This window comes from Colwellia maritima (assembly GCF_022669015.1).
GTDB classification, from domain to species: Bacteria; Pseudomonadota; Gammaproteobacteria; order Enterobacterales; family Alteromonadaceae; genus Colwellia; species Colwellia maritima.
Genome location: NZ_JAKKSL010000006.1, coordinates 1 through 16,990, shown reverse-complemented (window position 1 = coordinate 16,990; position 16,990 = coordinate 1). Strand labels below are relative to the sequence as shown.

At 39.2% G+C, this 16,990-nt stretch carries 12 protein-coding genes and 5 pseudogenes; all 17 read left to right on the top strand.

Annotated elements, in window-relative coordinates; translation table 11 throughout:
* Positions 1-106 precede the first annotated feature (106 nt).
* Positions 107-946 carry a GGDEF domain-containing protein gene (locus L3081_RS27485; protein ID WP_274620725.1) on the top strand — a complete coding sequence of 280 codons (840 nt, stop codon included), beginning with the start codon at positions 107-109 and terminating at the stop codon, positions 944-946.
* Positions 934-1,155 carry a GGDEF domain-containing protein gene (locus L3081_RS27480; protein ID WP_338027473.1) on the top strand — a complete coding sequence of 74 codons (222 nt, stop codon included), beginning with the start codon at positions 934-936 and terminating at the stop codon, positions 1,153-1,155. Before L3081_RS27485 ends, L3081_RS27480 begins: the two co-directional genes overlap by 13 nt.
* Positions 1,156-1,489: 334 nt before the next feature.
* Positions 1,490-1,947: pseudogene (gene mraZ / locus L3081_RS22675) on the top strand (division/cell wall cluster transcriptional repressor MraZ).
* A 36-nt stretch (positions 1,948-1,983) separates the two neighbouring features.
* On the top strand, positions 1,984-2,934 hold the full coding sequence (gene rsmH, locus L3081_RS22670) for a 16S rRNA (cytosine(1402)-N(4))-methyltransferase RsmH (RefSeq protein ID WP_242288551.1): 951 nt from the start codon (positions 1,984-1,986) through the stop codon (positions 2,932-2,934).
* 2 nt (positions 2,935-2,936) lie between these two features.
* Positions 2,937-3,278 carry a cell division protein FtsL gene (gene ftsL, locus L3081_RS22665; protein WP_242288550.1) on the top strand — a complete coding sequence of 114 codons (342 nt, stop codon included), beginning with the start codon at positions 2,937-2,939 and terminating at the stop codon, positions 3,276-3,278.
* A gap of 63 nt (positions 3,279-3,341) precedes the next feature.
* Positions 3,342-5,107: pseudogene (locus L3081_RS22660) on the top strand (peptidoglycan D,D-transpeptidase FtsI family protein).
* Positions 5,097-6,737 carry a UDP-N-acetylmuramoyl-L-alanyl-D-glutamate--2,6-diaminopimelate ligase gene (locus L3081_RS22655; RefSeq protein ID WP_242288549.1) on the top strand — a complete coding sequence of 547 codons (1,641 nt, stop codon included), beginning with the start codon at positions 5,097-5,099 and terminating at the stop codon, positions 6,735-6,737. Before L3081_RS22660 ends, L3081_RS22655 begins: the two are co-directional and overlap by 11 nt.
* Entirely contained in the window at positions 6,734-8,287 is a 1,554-nt protein-coding gene (locus tag L3081_RS22650; RefSeq protein ID WP_242288548.1) for a UDP-N-acetylmuramoyl-tripeptide--D-alanyl-D-alanine ligase, read from the top strand. Before L3081_RS22655 ends, L3081_RS22650 begins: the two co-directional genes overlap by 4 nt.
* A pseudogene (gene mraY / locus L3081_RS22645) lies at positions 8,287-9,367 on the top strand (phospho-N-acetylmuramoyl-pentapeptide-transferase). Before L3081_RS22650 ends, mraY begins: the two are co-directional and overlap by 1 nt.
* A 125-nt stretch (positions 9,368-9,492) precedes the next feature.
* The gene (locus L3081_RS22640; RefSeq protein WP_242288547.1) at positions 9,493-10,380 is read left to right on the top strand and encodes a Mur ligase family protein; all 888 of its coding nucleotides are present in this window, start codon (positions 9,493-9,495) and stop codon (positions 10,378-10,380) included.
* Positions 10,373-10,864 carry a glutamate ligase domain-containing protein gene (locus L3081_RS22635; protein ID WP_242288546.1) on the top strand — a complete coding sequence of 164 codons (492 nt, stop codon included), beginning with the start codon at positions 10,373-10,375 and terminating at the stop codon, positions 10,862-10,864. The genes L3081_RS22640 and L3081_RS22635 overlap by 8 nt, the downstream gene beginning before the upstream one ends.
* The gene (gene ftsW / locus L3081_RS22630) at positions 10,861-12,141 is read left to right on the top strand and encodes a cell division protein FtsW (RefSeq protein WP_242288545.1); all 1,281 of its coding nucleotides are present in this window, start codon (positions 10,861-10,863) and stop codon (positions 12,139-12,141) included. Before L3081_RS22635 ends, ftsW begins: the two co-directional genes overlap by 4 nt.
* Positions 12,134-13,268 (top strand): annotated as a pseudogene (gene murG, locus L3081_RS22625) (undecaprenyldiphospho-muramoylpentapeptide beta-N-acetylglucosaminyltransferase). Before ftsW ends, murG begins: the two are co-directional and overlap by 8 nt.
* A 20-nt stretch (positions 13,269-13,288) precedes the next feature.
* Positions 13,289-14,740 carry a UDP-N-acetylmuramate--L-alanine ligase gene (gene murC, locus L3081_RS22620; RefSeq protein ID WP_242288864.1) on the top strand — a complete coding sequence of 484 codons (1,452 nt, stop codon included), beginning with the start codon at positions 13,289-13,291 and terminating at the stop codon, positions 14,738-14,740.
* Complete coding sequence (locus L3081_RS22615) at positions 14,741-15,664, top strand: D-alanine--D-alanine ligase (RefSeq protein WP_242288544.1); 924 nt, start codon at positions 14,741-14,743, stop codon at positions 15,662-15,664.
* A 56-nt stretch (positions 15,665-15,720) separates the two neighbouring features.
* On the top strand, positions 15,721-16,602 hold the full coding sequence (locus L3081_RS22610) for a cell division protein FtsQ/DivIB (protein ID WP_242288543.1): 882 nt from the start codon (positions 15,721-15,723) through the stop codon (positions 16,600-16,602).
* Positions 16,595-16,990 (top strand): annotated as a pseudogene (locus L3081_RS22605) (cell division protein FtsA); the annotation flags it as partial. The gene L3081_RS22610 and the pseudogene L3081_RS22605, both read left to right, overlap by 8 nt.

Genomic DNA, 16,990 nt, shown 5'->3' with positions numbered 1-16,990 from the left:
ATAATGAGTAATCATTTGAATTGAAATGACGTGGCAACATAGAGAAAAAATCAAAGTATGGCGTTTATTGATGTAGTATTCTGACGATGCACTAGCAGAGAGTTAAATGTTTAAAAAATTAGAACAAAACTTACAATATAGACGAAGCGTCATGCGTGCCTTGTTAGTCTTGGTAATAATTGGTGGTATTACATTTTCCACAATCAATTTGTATCGCGGACTTTGGTCGTTAGCGATATTAGAAATGATTTTTGTTTTTTTTGCCTTCTTTTTATGGCGTAAAATATTACACGTCTCGCACTTTCAACGCCGGGTTAATATATTTTTGTGTCCATTTTTTGCCACTATGGTATACGCCATGTATGTACCTAATTCTTCGGCATCAATTTTTGTTTGGGTATTAACGATACCACTGATTTCTTACCTTTTAATGGGCCGAAAACAAGGACTTTGGACTTCACTCTTTTTTCTATTTTGCGGTGTCTCTGTTTATCATTTTCGTTTTATAAATGGGGACTTATCAATAAGTATTGCTGATTCGTTGAACATCATTCTTAGCGCTAGTCTTATGATTTCACTAGCCCATGTATATGAAACAAATAGAGAAAAGAATGAAGAACGATTACTGGAACTGGCAGGAACAGATGGATTAACGGGTTTAGCTAACCGTATGAAGTTAGCGGATACTTTTACACTGTATGTGGAGTACGCAAAACGGTATAAAACGCCGCTAGCGGTGGTACTTTTTGATTTAGATTATTTTAAAAAAATTAATGACCAATACGGTCATCATGTTGGTGATGCAACACTAAGGTATATTGCTGATTTTATTAGAAATAGGATCAGAAAAACTGACTTGTTAGTTAGGTTTGGTGGCGAGGAGTTTGTTTTACTTATTGCTTTGGCTCTAAAGAAGAAGACTGTTTTCAGCAAGTGGATTCAATAAGGCAGCAACTAACAGCGATGCCTTTTGTGCATAATGAAACGACCTTAGCTATTACTGTTAGTGCAGGCATTTCGACTTATGAAAAAGATGGGACAAAACTCGAAGATCTCCTATTAAAAGCTGACCGGCGTTTGTATTTAGCCAAAGGTAGCGGTCGAGACTGCGTGGTTGATGCTAATAACGAGCTCGAAAAATCACGTAAAATTTAAGGGTGAATCACTAAACTCCACTTTTAACACTTAAATTACTACTTTCTTCAAAATAAAAATTTTTAATGATCATTTTTTAGCTATCTTATCGACTACTGATCCACAAAACTCCACAAATTCATCTACTTCCTGCATTTCTTTATCTAGCCCTTAATTTTACTGGTTTTTTGACCAGTGTCTGTAGCGTTTTTTTCCCCATTATTCACTTGACATAAGTTTGCTTTAGTCACTAAACTGTATCATTGTGGTAAAAAGTGGGTAATTGTGGATCTTAGAAGATCACTCTTACGAAATAGCCCGTAAAAATTTCAGTCGATAAGGTAAGTTTAAAACGATGTTCCGAGGCGCAAGTGCGATAAAGCTTGATAGTAAAAACAGAATCACGATACCCACACGGTATCGTGATGAACTGTTTGCTGATTGCCAAGGAAAAATGGTGTGTACCGTTGATATTCAGCACGCCTGTTTATTGCTTTACCCATTACCCGAATGGGAAGAAATTGAATTAAAATTGTGCAACTTGTCAAGCATGAACCGGAAGAACGGTTATTGCAACAAGTATTGCTTGGTAATGCTACCGATTGCGAAATGGACAAAAATGGTCGCTTGTTACTGAATGGGCCATTAATAAAGCATGCTTGTTTAGAAAAATCGATCATGCTTGTAGGACAACTGAAAAAATTTGAAATTTGGAGCGAGTCTGCATGGGAAACTCAAATGCAGCAAGGAATCACTAAAATTCAATCAGGCGAAATTGAATTAACTGATCGTTTGTTAGATTTATCATTATAAAAATAATTACGTTAAAAAGGTTGTTAACATAAAATCATGGAATTAGATAAAGCGCATATTTCTGTTTTATTAACCGAAGCGGTTGATGGTTTACATATCGACCCTGATGGTTGCTATATCGACTGTACTTTTGGTCGAGGTGGTCACTCGTCACTTATTCTTTCGAAATTATCATCTAAAGGTAGATTAATTGCTATAGATCGTGATCCTAGTGCTATTGCGGCGGCTGAAAAATTTAAAGATGATGCACGTTTTATCATTGAGCATCAGGGCTTTGCTAACTTAGCCGGCATAGCTCAACAACATAAGCTAATGGGCAAGGTTGACGGTATTTTATTAGATTTAGGGGTTTCATCTCCTCAACTTGATGAAGCAGAGCGTGGCTTTAGTTTTATGAAGGACGGCCCATTGGATATGCGTATGGATACTACGCGAGGACAAACGGCAGCTCAGTGGCTAGCTGTGGCCGATGTAGAAGATATTACCTGGGTGTTAAGAACCTTCGGTGAAGAAAAGCATGCTTGGCGTATTGCCAACGCTATTGTTGATGCACGCGAAGAGTCACCCTTTACTCGCACTAGTCAATTAGCAAAATTGATAAAAACAACGGCACCACAACGAGAAATAAAAAAACATCCTGCAACCCGTAGCTTTCAAGCAATTCGTATGTATATCAATAGTGAATTAGAACAGATAGAAAAAGTCCTCGCAGCGAGCTTGTCTGTTTTAGCTGAAAAGGGGCGTTTAGTGGTGATAAGTTTTCATTCACTAGAAGACAGATTAGTAAAACAGTTTATGAAAAAGCACTCCCAAGGTAAGAAAGTACCTAGAGGCTTTCCGGTTAGTGAAGAAGAATTAAATAAAGGTAAAAAATTGGCGCTAGTTGGTCGTAAATTAAAACCTAGCAAAAGTGAAGTTGAAGAAAACGTTCGTTCTCGTAGCTCAGTGTTACGTATTGCCGAGCGCTTACCACATAGCGTGGATTAATTTTGGTCAACCAAAGGGTAGCGCCACGAAAAACACCATCAAATCAAGTGTTGGTGTTGGAAATTTGGCAAGATATTGTTGAACATTTTGTAAGTTATATTTTACTTTTTTTGGTAATAGCCTCTGCGTTTTCAGTGATTTATTACACACATGTCAACAGACAAAAAACCAGTGAGTTAGAGCAACTTTATACGCAAAGAGACGAATTAGATATTGAATGGCGAAATTTGTTATTAGAACAAAATAGTTTAGCAGAACATAGCGCGATAGAAAGTCGAGCAAAAAAAATGCTAAACATGAAACGACCCGATGCTGATTCAGAAATAATTATTACATTAAAGTAAATTAAATCGTTTATAACAAAAGAAAAATTGTTAACCCTAAACAACCATTAAGCACTGAGTTAAATGAAAAAAATAGCAAGCAATCGTAGTAGTCAACCCACCACCACCGCATGGCGTTATTACGTTGTGATAGGTGTTGTTGTCTTGATTTATGGCGGATTACTTGCGCGCAGCGCTTATATTCAAATAATAGAACCCGACATGTTGAAAAAACAGGGGGATTTACGGTCTATGCGTGTTGCCGCTAACACGGTACAACGAGGATCTATTGTTGATAGAAATGGTGATGAATTAGCCATTAGTGTGCCTGTAGAAACTGTATGGGCAGATCCTAAAATTGTCATGGATAATAATGCGCTTGCTATGACCAAACATTGGCAAGCACTTGCTGATGTATTAGGTAAAGATGTTAAAAAACTTACTGCGCGGGTTATGCGTAGTTCCAGTAAACGTTTTGTTTACCTTGAACGGAAAATATCGCCTGCAATGGCAAAGTATATTCGTGAGTTGAAAATTCCTGGTATTCATTTGCGTAAAGAATCAAAACGATTTTATCCGACGGGTGAAATTAGTGCTCATATTGTGGGTTTTACCAATGTAGATGATAAAGGTATTGAAGGTGTAGAGCGCGTATACGATGAGATTTTGACAGGTAAAGGCGGTAATAAACGTTTTAGAAAAGATGCTCAAGGTAGAAAGGTCGAAATTCTATCCGTGGAAAAATCTCAAGCAGCACAAACTGTTACTTTAACAATTGACCAACGTATTCAAGCTATTGCCTATAAAGAATTAAAAGGCGCAGTGCAAGCGTTTAAAGCAACATCAGGCTCTGTCGTTGTTGCTGATATTCATACCGGTGAAATATTAGCACTAACCAACAGCCCATCGTATAACCCAAATAACCGTAGTAATACCGCTGTGCATCGTTTTAGAAATCGTGCCATCACTGACATTTACGAGCCGGGTTCAACCATGAAGCCACTGACCGTATTAACGGCGTTAGAATTTGGCTCAGCTAACCAAAGTACGATCATTGATACTAGCCCTGGTTGGATGCGTTTAGGTGGTCGGCGCGTTAATGATCCAATTAATCGCGGCAAATTATCAGTGGAAGACATTCTGGTCACTTCTTCAAATATGGGTACAACAAAGCTAGCACTTTCAGTGCCTAAAGCTTTTTTGTTAGACCGATTTTTTGATGCCGGTTTTGCTGACAGTACAGGAACAGACTTAGTCGGTGAAAGCTCAGGCATGATGCATGACAGACAACGTGGTCAGAATTTGAATTAGCAACACTCTCATGGGGATATGGCTTGGCTATTACGCCTATGCAGCTAGCGCGTTTTTATGCAACGTTAGCTAACGGCGGTATAAAACATGAATTATCTATAGTTAAACGTGATACTCCAGATCTTTGGTGAGCGGGTATTTTCTAAGAAAAATGCAGAAATTGTTACTCAGATGCTAGAAGCTGTAGTTGATGAACATGTGCAAAAAGCAAAAGTAGACGGTTACCGCGTAGGTGGTAAAACGGGTACTTCTTTTAAAGCTGTTGCTTTGGTGGGTATGGTAATGATTACGTGGGCCTTTTTGCAGGCGTAGCTCCGATGACTAATCCACAGGTGGTTGTTGTGGTTGTTATTAATGATCCCGGTGGTGATTTATATCATGGTGGTGAAGTTGCTGCACCCGTATTCTCTCGTGTTATGAAAGGGGCACTCCAAGTATTAAATATTACGCCAGATGCAAGTGAAACATTAGCCGTTCATCATATTTCCACCTTGGAAAGTGAGTCGCATATCGTGCAAAAGGGAGCTAATGATGCTTAATTCAGCTATTCAAAAGCCTTTTACGCAATTTATTATCCCGATATTAAATGATTATGGTATTACGTGCCCGGAAAAAATAGATTTATCAGGCTGTCACGGTAATTTAACTAATGATAGCCGAGTAATAAAGAGTGATTCAGAAGCCGGAGATATCTTTTGTGCCATTATCGGTTATGCGCAAGATGGCCGAAAATATATCAGTAAAGCTATCGACAATGGCGCAAGATTAGTGCTTTCTGAATGTGAAAGTGAGGCTGAACACGGCAAGATTCATTATGTTGAGCAGGATAAAAATCACGTTGCGGTGATTAGCTTTTATCAATTAAATAAACATTTGTTTTCACTTGCGAGTGCTTATTATCAAGCACCTGAAAAAAGCATGACCATGATTGGTATCACCGGCACTAATGGTAAAACAAGTACCAGTCAATTACTTGGGCAAATGTTAACCCGTTGTCAAAAGCCTTGTGCCATTATCGGCACGAACGGCGCAGGTATGGTGGATGACTTGCACCCTTTAGAAAATACTACGCCTAGCGCGACAGATTTGGTGCAATTATTTAACTGTTTTAGCCAACATTCAATGCTTAGTACAAACAATTACGAAGTAAAAATCACACATGTTGCAATGGAAGTATCGTCACATGCGCTTGAACAAGGTCGAGTCAAAGGCAGTATTTTTGATATTGCTGTATTTACTAATTTAAGTCGTGACCACCTAGATTATCATCATTCTATGGCAAATTATGCAGCGGCTAAACGACAGTTGTTTACGCATGATAACAACCAAGTAGCGGTATTAAATGGTGATGATAAACAAGCTCAACAGTGGTTGGAAGGTTGGCCTAAAGGCGAAAGTCGCGCCTTTCAGAATGTTTGGCTATATGGCCGTAGTGACTTCGTGAAACAACATGACCAATTCGTAAGTTGTAGTGAGGTCAAACATCATAATCAAGGTGTTGATTTTACCTTAACTACTCAGCTTGGTGACATTGAAATTCATAGTCCATTATTGGGTGATTTCAATATTGATAACTTATTAGCAGTTATAGCTGTGCTATTAATAGAAGGGATTGAGTTAACAATTATTGCCGAAAACATAATGGCAATTAAACCCGTTGCGGGTCGTATGGAGGCGTTTATACCACCTTCTAGTGTGATGCAAGCGCCGACAGCCGTTGTTGATTATGCCCATACACCCGATGCGTTAGAAAAAGCACTCATCGCCTGTCGTCAACATTGTCACGGAAATTTATTTGTTGTGTTTGGTTGTGGCGGTGACAGAGATAAGGGTAAACGTCCACTAATGGCACAAGCAGCCCAAAAGTATGCAGATTACCTGGTGATCACTAATGATAATCCTCGTACAGAAATGCCGATGGCCATTATTGAAGATATGCTTGCCGGACTTAATGAAGAAGTAAAAGTCAATGTCACCCTTGATAGAAAAAAAGCCGTATTAGAGACCTTAGCTAAAGCTAAAGGGAATGATGTTGTGCTGTTAGCAGGTAAAGGGCACGAAGATTATATCATTTTAGGGCGCGATAAAATTGACTATAACGAACGTCAAGTAGTGCAAGGCTTCTATACCAATGCACAAAAATCTACAGTAGTAGGTGAACAATTATGATCAATATAAGCTTATCTATATTGGCGTCAGCCATGGAAGGTAAACTGATTTGTCATGAATCATTACATACTTGTGAAGTCAATAATTTGGTAACAGATTCACGTGCATTAATGCAAGAAAAAGAGCTGCAAGAAAAAGAGCTGCAGCAAGAGAGATCCAAAGGTGCTTTTATTGCACTCAAAGGCCCGAATTTTGATGGCCATCGCTTCGTTAAGCAGGTTGTTGAAAAAGGTTGCCAGGTAGTCATAGTAGAGCAAAAAATTGCAGAAATAGACAGTCAGAAAGTTGCACAAATCATTGTTGATGATACGCGTATCGCACTCGGTAAAATTGCTCATTATGTAAAACAACAAGTCGCACCAAAGACAGTGGGAATTACGGGTAGTAGCGGTAAAACTACAGTCAAAGAAATGTTAGCAGCCATATTATCGCGTTTAGGTAATGTGTTGGCCACAGAAGGAAATTTTAATAACGATATTGGTGTTCCTCTTACTTTATTGCGTTTAGAGCCGCATCATGATTTTGCGGTAATCGAAATGGGTGCTAATCATATTGGCGAAATTGCATACACCGCTGAATTAGTACGACCTGATGTGGCTATTATCAACAATATCGCCGCTGCCCATTTAGAAGGTTTTGGCGATCTATGTGGTGTTGCACGCGCTAAAGGTGAGATATTTTCAGGTTTGTCGAAAGACGGTGTTGCTTTGTATAACAAAGATACTAAATACACTAATAAGTGGCAATGGCGGTTAATAGATAAGCAGGTGCGTACTTTTTCTTGTGCCAATGCACGCTTCACCGATGGACCTATTGATGCTGATTGTTATAGTGAAAATATCGTTTTAGATAAAAATGGTTGTGCACAATTTGATATGCAAAGCTCACTTGGTCGATGTGTAGTAACACTCACGGTACCTGGCTCTCATAACGTTTGTAATGCTGTTGCTGCTGCCGCTGCCGCTATTGAATGTGGCGCAACCTTAAACGATATTCAGCTAGGTTTAGCACAGATGTCACCTGTGAAAGGTCGTTTGAATATTCATCATTTAAAGGCGACTACTGTGAGTACTGAAATCAAACTCATCGATGATACCTATAATGCTAATGTTGAATCTATTAAAGCGGCTATAGTTTTGCTTGCCGGTTATTCTGGGAGACGTATTTTAGTACTCGGTGATATGGCTGAATTAGGCAGTGACGCACGAAGTTATCATCAAGAAGTCGGGGAGTATGCCAAAGAACAAGGCATAAATGTTTTACTTACTTTAGGCGTGCTAAGTCAAAATACAAGTGATGCATTCGCTTTGAAAAATGAAGCAATCAGTGAACATTTTAATAATAAAAACATGCTTGAAAAGTGCTTATTTAGCTTATTAACAAATGAAAGCAATCAAGAACAATCAACTCAAATTTTAATTAAAGGATCTCGCAGCGCTCATATGGAATATGTGGTTGAAGATATCATTAACTGGCATGAAAAACAGCAGCAAGACGCGACAAACGCTAGCTTAATTTCATCAACTACTAACAAACAGGATATTGCTTAATGTTACATTGGTTAGCTGAATATTTAACTCAATATTATAGCGCGTTTCATGTTTTTTCATATTTAACATTTCGTGCCATTGTTAGTACGTTAACGGCGTTATTTATTTCACTTTATTTTGGCCCTAAATTGATTCGGTATTTGCAAAAAATGCAAATAGGTCAAACAGTGCGCGATGATGGTCCTGAAAGTCACTTATCAAAGTCTGGTACGCCAACAATGGGGGGAATACTTATTTTAGCATCCATTGTTGTTAGTGTTTTGTTATGGGCAAACTTAGAAAACACTTACGTTTGGGTTGTTTTGTTTGTTGTGACAAGCTTCGGAATAATTGGTTTTATAGATGATTATCGTAAAGTGATTAGAAAAGATTCTAATGGCTTAATTGCTAAGTGGAAGTATTTTTGGCAAACCTTGGCAGGCTTGGCAACAGCATTATTTCTATATCAAATATCACACCCAGAGCAAACATTTCTACTGATTCCGTTTGTTAAGGATGTTATGCCACAGTTGGGAATATTCTATATTGTTTTAACTTACTTTGTGATTGTTGGTACCAAGAAATGCAGTTAACCTAACCGATGGTTTAGATGGTCTTGCTATCGTACCAACCATAATGGTTGCAGGCGCTTTCGCTTTATTTGCTTACGTTACGGGTAATGTAAATTTTGCCGGTTATTTAAATATCCCCTATATCGCCATGACCTCAGAGCTTGTGGTTGTTTGCACTGCTATTGTCGGTGCAGGTTTGGGTTTTTTATGGTTCAACACGTATCCCGCGCAAGTTTTTATGGGAGATGTCGGTTCGTTAGCGCTTGGTGCCGCACTCGGTGTTATTGCTGTATTAGTTAGGCAAGAACTCGTGTTATTTATTATGGGCGGTGTCTTTGTGATGGAAACGGTGTCCGTTATTTTACAAGTGGGTTCATATAAAATGCGAGGTCAAAGAATTTTTCGCATGGCACCTATACACCATCATTACGAATTAAAAGGTCGGCCAGAACCGCGGGTAATTGTACGTTTCTGGATTATCTCATTCATTTTAGTGTTGATTGGGTTAGCCACACTGAAATTGAGGTAGATACTCAGGTATTCGTTAAGTATTTATAAAAAGAATAAGCATAGAGAAATAAATGACATTGTTAGCTGATTTAAAACATAAACAAATAGTAGTGCTAGGTGCTTGGTATCACAGGTATGTCCTGTGTGCGGTTCCTTAGTGCTCAAGGTTTGTGTTTTGCTGTTAATGATTCGCGGGCCAATCCTTTCCCATCTACTTATAATGTAGAACAATTTGAGACTGAATTTCCTACGGCGAGTTTACACCTAGGAAAGTGGAATACTGAATTAATTGCCAAGGCAGAGGTTATTTTAATAAGCCCAGGCATTGATTGCGCTAATCAGAACATAACACAACATATTAGTGATGATTGTCGAGTTATGGGTGATATTGAATTGTTCTGCCAACTCAATAAAACACTCAAAAAACCTATTGATATTTTAGCCATAACAGGCTCGAACGGTAAGTCTACGGTAGTATCATTACTCGCTTTTTTAGCGGAAAGTTTGGGCGTTAATGCTAAACTTGGCGGCAATATTGGTCAACCAGTATTAGATGTTTTTATCAACGAAAATTTAGCTTTCCCGTCTATTGAAACTAAAAATTTACCTGATTTGTTGATATTAGAACTATCGAGTTTCCAACTTGAAACGTTAAAAAGTATGCAAGCCATTGCAACGAGTGTATTAAACGTGAGCGATGATCATCTTGATCGTCACCTTAGTATGGCAAATTACCAAAAGATTAAGCAAAGCATATATAGTCAAGGTAAGTTGGCAGTGACTAACCGTGATGATATGGCAACTCAAACACCTAATCAGTCACAAACTACTTTATCTTTTGGCAGTGATGCACCTAATGATAGTCAGTTTGGTATTCGCAAATACAAGAACAAAGCCTATTTAGCATTTGGTAAACAAAATTTAATTGCCTTAGAGCAACTTCCTTTGGCCGGGATGCATAATGCCTTGAATTATTTAACTGTATTGGCGTTAGGCTATAGTGTTTGGTTGGTCAATCGACACAATGGTTAAACATTTAGCCGGTTTTACTGGCTTAGCGCATCGTTGCCAACGTGTGCCAAGTAAAGATGGCATAACTTGGATTAACGATTCTAAAGCTACGAATGTTGGCGCCACTCTCTCCGCTATCAATGGCTTAGCGCAAACAGCTTCTACGCAAGTCGAAGCTCAGCCGAGTTTGATTCTCATCGCGGGAGGCGATGGTAAAGGAGCTGATTTAACACCACTTAAACAACCTTTGCAGCGCCATGTTCGTCATGTAATTACCCTTGGAAAAGACGGTGATAAAATTGCAGTATTAATGAGTGATGAGAATAAGATAACGAAAGTATTTAGCATGAACGAGGCAGTTCAAATAGCGAAAGCAAGAGCCAATAAAGGTGATACTGTGTTACTTTCACCCGCTTGTGCAAGTTTAGATATGTTTAAAAACTTTGTTGATCGGGGTGACCAGTTTATGGCAGCGGTTACCGACCTAACGGGAGGAAGTGAATGAAGCCCGTTAGTTCATTAGAAAATAAATCAGAACATGATTTTAATTTATCTACTATATCATCCGTTATTAATAACGTAGGGACTAGTGTAGCTAAGGTGTTTGATAGCGAACCGACACCACAAAGTGGCATGGTTTTCGACCGAAGTTTTATTATTTTAGCTCTAGTGATGTATATGATCGGGTTAGTTATGGTCGCTAGTTCTTCTATGCCAGTGGCTGAACGTTTATTTAATAATCCTTTTCACTTTGTTATTCGCCATACAATTTATATTGTTTTAAGTTTGGGCATTGCAGGTGTTGCGTTACAAATTCCAATGGCGTGGTGGCAAAAAAATAGTAGTTACCTATTAATTTTTGGTATTTTTTTGTTAGTGGTTGTCTTGCTGATTGGTCGCTCAGTTAATGGTTCAACCCGTTGGATTGTATTAGGCCCTATCACTGTACAAGCAGCAGAGCCGGCTAAATTATTCTTTTTTTGTTATTTAGCAGCTTATTTGGTGCGCCGACGTGATCAAGTAATGGAAGATTGGAAAGGCTTTGCCAAACCTTTAGTTGTGTTTGCTGTACTTGCCGGTTTGTTATTAAGACAACCAGATTTAGGCACCATTATTGTTATGTTTGTAACTACCTTTGGTTTGTTATTTTTAGCAGGGGCAAAGCTTTGGCAGTTTGTTAGTTTGGCCTCAGTAGGCATATTGCTACTATCATTGTTGGCTATTTTTGAACCTTATCGTTGGCGTCGAATTACCGGCTTTTTAGACCCATGGGAAGACCCATTTGGCAGTGGCTATCAGTTAACGCAGTCATTAATGGCCTATGGTCGAGGTGAAATATTTGGTCAAGGTTTAGGCAATAGCATACAAAAATTAGAATATTTACCCGAAGCTCATACTGATTTTGTCATGGCTGTTTTAGCGGAAGAATTTGGCTTTATTGGCATAGCATCAATCTTAGCCTTGAGTATGGTTTTAGTTTTTAAAGCATTGATGCTCGGAAAAAAAGCCCTAGCGAAAGAGAAGTTTTTTGAAGCTTTTTTTGCTTATGCTATTGGTATTTGGGTTTGTTTCCAAGCCGCAGTAAATGTAGGCGCTAGTGCGGGAATTGTTCCCACTAAAGGGTTAACCATGCCACTGATTAGTTATGGGGGAAGTTCTATGATTATCATGACCCTAGCTGTAGTCATTTTAGTTCGAATAGACCATGAACTCCGTATGCAAAGTATTCAAGCAACATCGTCAAAGAGAAAAAGTCGAAAAGCAGGAGAAATGAATGAATAGTGCTCCTACTTTGTTAGTGATGGCAGGTGGAACCGGAGGACATATCTTTCCAGGGCTTGCTGTTGCCGAAAAATTGAAAAATGAAGGTCGGACTATTCATTGGTTAGGTACAGCAGACCGTATGGAAGCAGAAATAGTGCCTGCCAATGGCTTTGAAATTTCCTTTATCACCATTAGTGGGCTACGAAACAAGAATATAATGGCATGGATAAAATTGCCTTTTAAGTTAATTAATTCTTTAGTGGAAGCCATGCGGGTTATCAAGAAGGTAAAACCTGATGTTGTGTTAGGTATGGGCGGATATGCAAGCGCACCTGGAGGATTAGCAGCATGGATACTGAACAAGCCATTAATTGTGCACGAACAAAATGCTGCTCTTTGGGTTAACGAATAGAATACTTGCTCGAATCGCAACAAAAGTTTGTTGTGCTTTCCCACATGCTTTTAAAGAAAATATAAAAGCGCAAGTGGTTGGTAATCCTTTAAGAGCCAGTATTGGGAAAGAGCATAGTGAAAAGAAAATAGTGCCAGAGACTATAGAAGAAGAAACAGAGAAAACTAGCCACAATATTTTAGTTATTGGTGGCAGTTTAGGTGCTCAGATATTAAATATAACGGTACCACAAAGTTTTGCGGCCTTAGTCAAAAAGGGGAATGCAAATAACGATTTGCAGCCCTTTAGAATTTGGCATCAGACGGGTAAGGGCAATGAATCGAGTGTGATTGAGGCTTATAATCAACAGGAATTAGCAGACGGGCAGGTCAGAGTTACCGCGTTTATTGATGACATTGCTGATGCTTACCAATGGGCAGATATCGTGATTTGCCGAGCAGGTGCGTTAACCGTTTCAGAATTAGCAATGGCAGCAAAGCCGGCAATATTTGTTCCTTTGCCTCATGCGGTTGACGATCATCAAACTAAAAATGCGCAGTATATTGTTTCTCGTGGTGGCGCAGTGTTGATGAAGCAAAAAGATTTAACGAGTGAATTATTAGCAGAGCAATTAAATACGTTGTTTAGTGAGCCAAGCATATTACCAAGTATGGCTCAATCGGCATTTGCCGCCGCTGATGCCGAAGCAACCCATAAAGTTGCTGCAATTTGTCAGCAACTTGTCGCAGCGTAGCAGAGAAAATGAGTAATTATATGATCCCAAAAGCTATGAGTAAAAATAAAATGAATGTACCCGAAATGCGCCGAGTTAAACGTATCCACTTTGTTGGGATCGGTGGCGCGGGTATGGGCGGCATTGCTGAGGTTTTACTTAATGAAGGCTATCAAATATCAGGCTCTGACATTGGCGAAAACCAGGTTGTAAAACGTTTAAAGTCTTTGGGAGCCACAATTACTATTGGGCATACCAGTAAAAATATTGAAAGTGCGAGTGTTATTGTTGTTTCTACTGCTATAGATCCAACCAACCCAGAGTTAATCGCGGCTAAAAATCAACGTATTCCAATTGTACGCCGCGCTGAAATGTTAGCAGAATTAATGCGCTTTCGTCATGGTATTGCCATTGCAGGCACACACGGGAAAACTACGACCACGAGTTTGATCGCGAGTATTTTTGCTCAAGCTCAATTAGACCCTACCTTTGTTATAGGTGGTTTACTGAATAGTGCCGGGACTAATGCCCGTTTAGGTAGTAGTCGCTATTTAGTTGCCGAAGCTGACGAAAGCGATGCGTCGTTTTTACATTTACAGCCAATGGTATCAGTGATTACGAATATTGATGCGGATCATATGGAAACTTATCAAGGTGATTTTGAAAAATTAAAAGATACCTATATAGAATTTTTACATAACTTACCATTTTACGGTTTAGCGGTAGTGTGTATTGATAATCCGGTTGTACGTGAATTATTACCGCGCATCAGTCGTCAAGTCATTACTTACGGTTTTTCTGAAGATGCCGATATTCGTGCTGCAAATTATCAACAAGACGGTGGCGTGAGTTATTTTACGGTAGAAATTGATGGCCAACCACCACTGGATATGAGTGTTAATTTGCCTGGGCAGCATAATGTGCTTAATGCACTTGGCTTTGGCGTTGCCGTGGCAAAAGATGAAGGGATTGATGATGAGTCTATTTGTTTAGCACTTACCGAATTTGCAGGCATAGGGCGTCGTTTTGAACAACTTGCTGACTTGACAACACCGGTCGGAAATATGGTGTTAGTTGACGACTATGGTCATCATCCGAGTGAAGTAAAAGCAACCATACTCGCCATGCGAACAGGTTGGCCTGATAAACGTTTAGTGATGGTTTTCCAACCTCACCGTTACTCTCGTACACGCGACCTATATGAAGATTTTGTTGAAGTGTTATCTGAAGTTGATTGTTTGTTTTTATTAGATGTCTATGCCGCAGGAGAAGCGCCTGTTGCAACAGCAGATAGTAAAAGCTTGGCACGTTCAATACGCCAACGAGGCCAAATCGAACCAGTGTATGTCAGTGATGTTGATATCTTGGCAGAGTTACTCGTGGCACAGCTGCAAGATAACGACATGGTGATAACTCAAGGTCTTGGCAGTATAGGTACAGTGGCAAGAGACCTCTCAAATAACCCTTTATTAGTGCAAGAAGGGGCAAAGTAAATGACTGTGGCAGCAATGAAAACAGAGTTAATTGCCGTACTTTATGGTGGTAACTCTGCAGAACGAGATGTTTCGTTAAAATCAGGTAAAGCGATTGCACAAGGGTTAGAGCAAGCGGGTTTCAATGTTGTGTTAATAGACACTAAGTACACACCATTAACTGAGTTAGTAGCCCAAAATATTAAACGTGTGTTTATCGCTTTGCATGGTAGAGGTGGAGAAGATGGCAGCTTACAAGGCGCGCTAGAGTACATGGGGATCGCCTATACGGGGTCAAATGTTTTAGGCTCTGCTTTATCAATGGATAAAGTGCGAAGCAAACAATTATTTAAAGCGTGTAACATACCAACAGCACCATTTTCTGTGGTTTGTAGAGCTGATTTAGCTAGTCTTGATGTTGACAAATTACTTCAAGAGCTTGGTGGGAAAGTCATGGTTAAACCGGCGCACGAAGGTTCAAGCATTGGCATGGCAATGGCAGATACATCAGACAAGTTACATGACGCCTTAATTGAGGCTTTTGTTTTTGATGGAGATGTTTTAATCGAGGCATGGATAGACGGTCCAGAATATACAGTGGCTATTCTGGGTGATGAGGCGTTACCCGCTATTCATATGGAAACACCACGGGAATTTTATGATTACGAGGCTAAATATCAAGCAACGAGTACGCAATATCATTGTCCTTGTGGATTACCGAAAGGTGAAGAAGACATAATTAAAGCTCTTTCATTACAAGCATTTAAAGCTACGGGTGCGAGCGGTTGGGGACGTGTTGATTTGATGAAAGATAGTGTAGGTCATTGGCAAATTCTCGAAGTAAACACTGTGCCTGGCATGACACAAACATCATTAGTGCCTAAAGCTGCGAAGGTACACGGTTTATCGTTTAGTGAATTGGTAGAACGTATTGTTTCGCTGTAGTTACGTTTTTTTGTAATACATTGTTGTTAAAAAGAATTTAATCTTAAGGTTAATAAATGAGTAATAAGCAATTAAGCACTGAAAATCAAAGAGCATTGTCTTTTGGACTTGGCTTAGCGTTTTTTGTGTGCGTACTTATTAGCCTAGTTAGTTTGGGGTGGTGGCTTACACAAATATTTATCGAGCAAGAACACTCGCCAGTGAACTCAATAGTGATCACAGGTGAAATGCCTTATACCCAACGAGAAGAGGTAATTGCTGCATTGAGTGATGTTGATTTGGGCAACTTTTTTCAAGTGAATGTCAATGATATTCAAGCTCAAGTATCTGCATTGCCATGGGTGTATTCAGTAGCCGTTAGAAAACAATGGCCTAATGAAGTTAAAATTTACGTTGTTGACCAAACACCCATAGCCTTATGGAATGGTGATTTTATATTGAACCAATTTGGTAACGCATTTCAGGCACAAAGAACGGCATTAAAACAAGCGTTACCAGAGTTTTTCGGACCGGAGGGAAGTGAACTATTAGCATTGGAAAATTTTCATAATTTAAATGATTTACTCGAATACCGTAATTTACGTATTGATGAATTAATACTCAGTGAACGTTTTTCATGGCAATTGACTTTAAATAATGGTATTCGGCTCAATTTAGGTCGTGAAGAAAGAGTAAAACGCGTACAAAGGTTTATGGATGTATATCCTTTAATCAAAACCTACCTTGCAGAGCAAGAAAATGCAAAAAATAATGAAAAAAAGCAGATAAAACAAGCAGTGGATTATATAGATTTACGGTATGATACGGGGTTAGCTGTTGGTCGGAAAGACGTCACTAAATTGTCCTCTAATAAGCCCGTAAAACAACAAAAATCACACCGCACGGATATATTTCCAAGTAATGAGTTACAAACAAAAGAGTTGATCCTGAATGTCTAAAATTACAGAAAGAAATTTAGTTGTAGGACTAGATATCGGCACATCTAAAATATCAGTGGCCGTTGGCGAAATTACCCCTGACAATCAGTTAAGTATTGTTGGCGTTGGCAATCAGCCAAAGACGAGGTATGGATAAGGGTGGAGTTAATGACTTAAATTTAGTCATTCAGTCAATTCAACGAGCAATTAATGAAGCCGAGTTAATGGCAGATTGTCAAATTAGCTCAATTTATTTAGGGATATCAGGAAAACATATTAGTTGTCAAAATGAGAATGGCATGGTGCCTGTTAATGACAAAGAAGTGACTCAAGAAGATGTTGACAATGTTATTCATACGGCTCGCAGTGTTCCTCTTTCGGCCGAGCGCCGTATGCTGCATGTATTGCC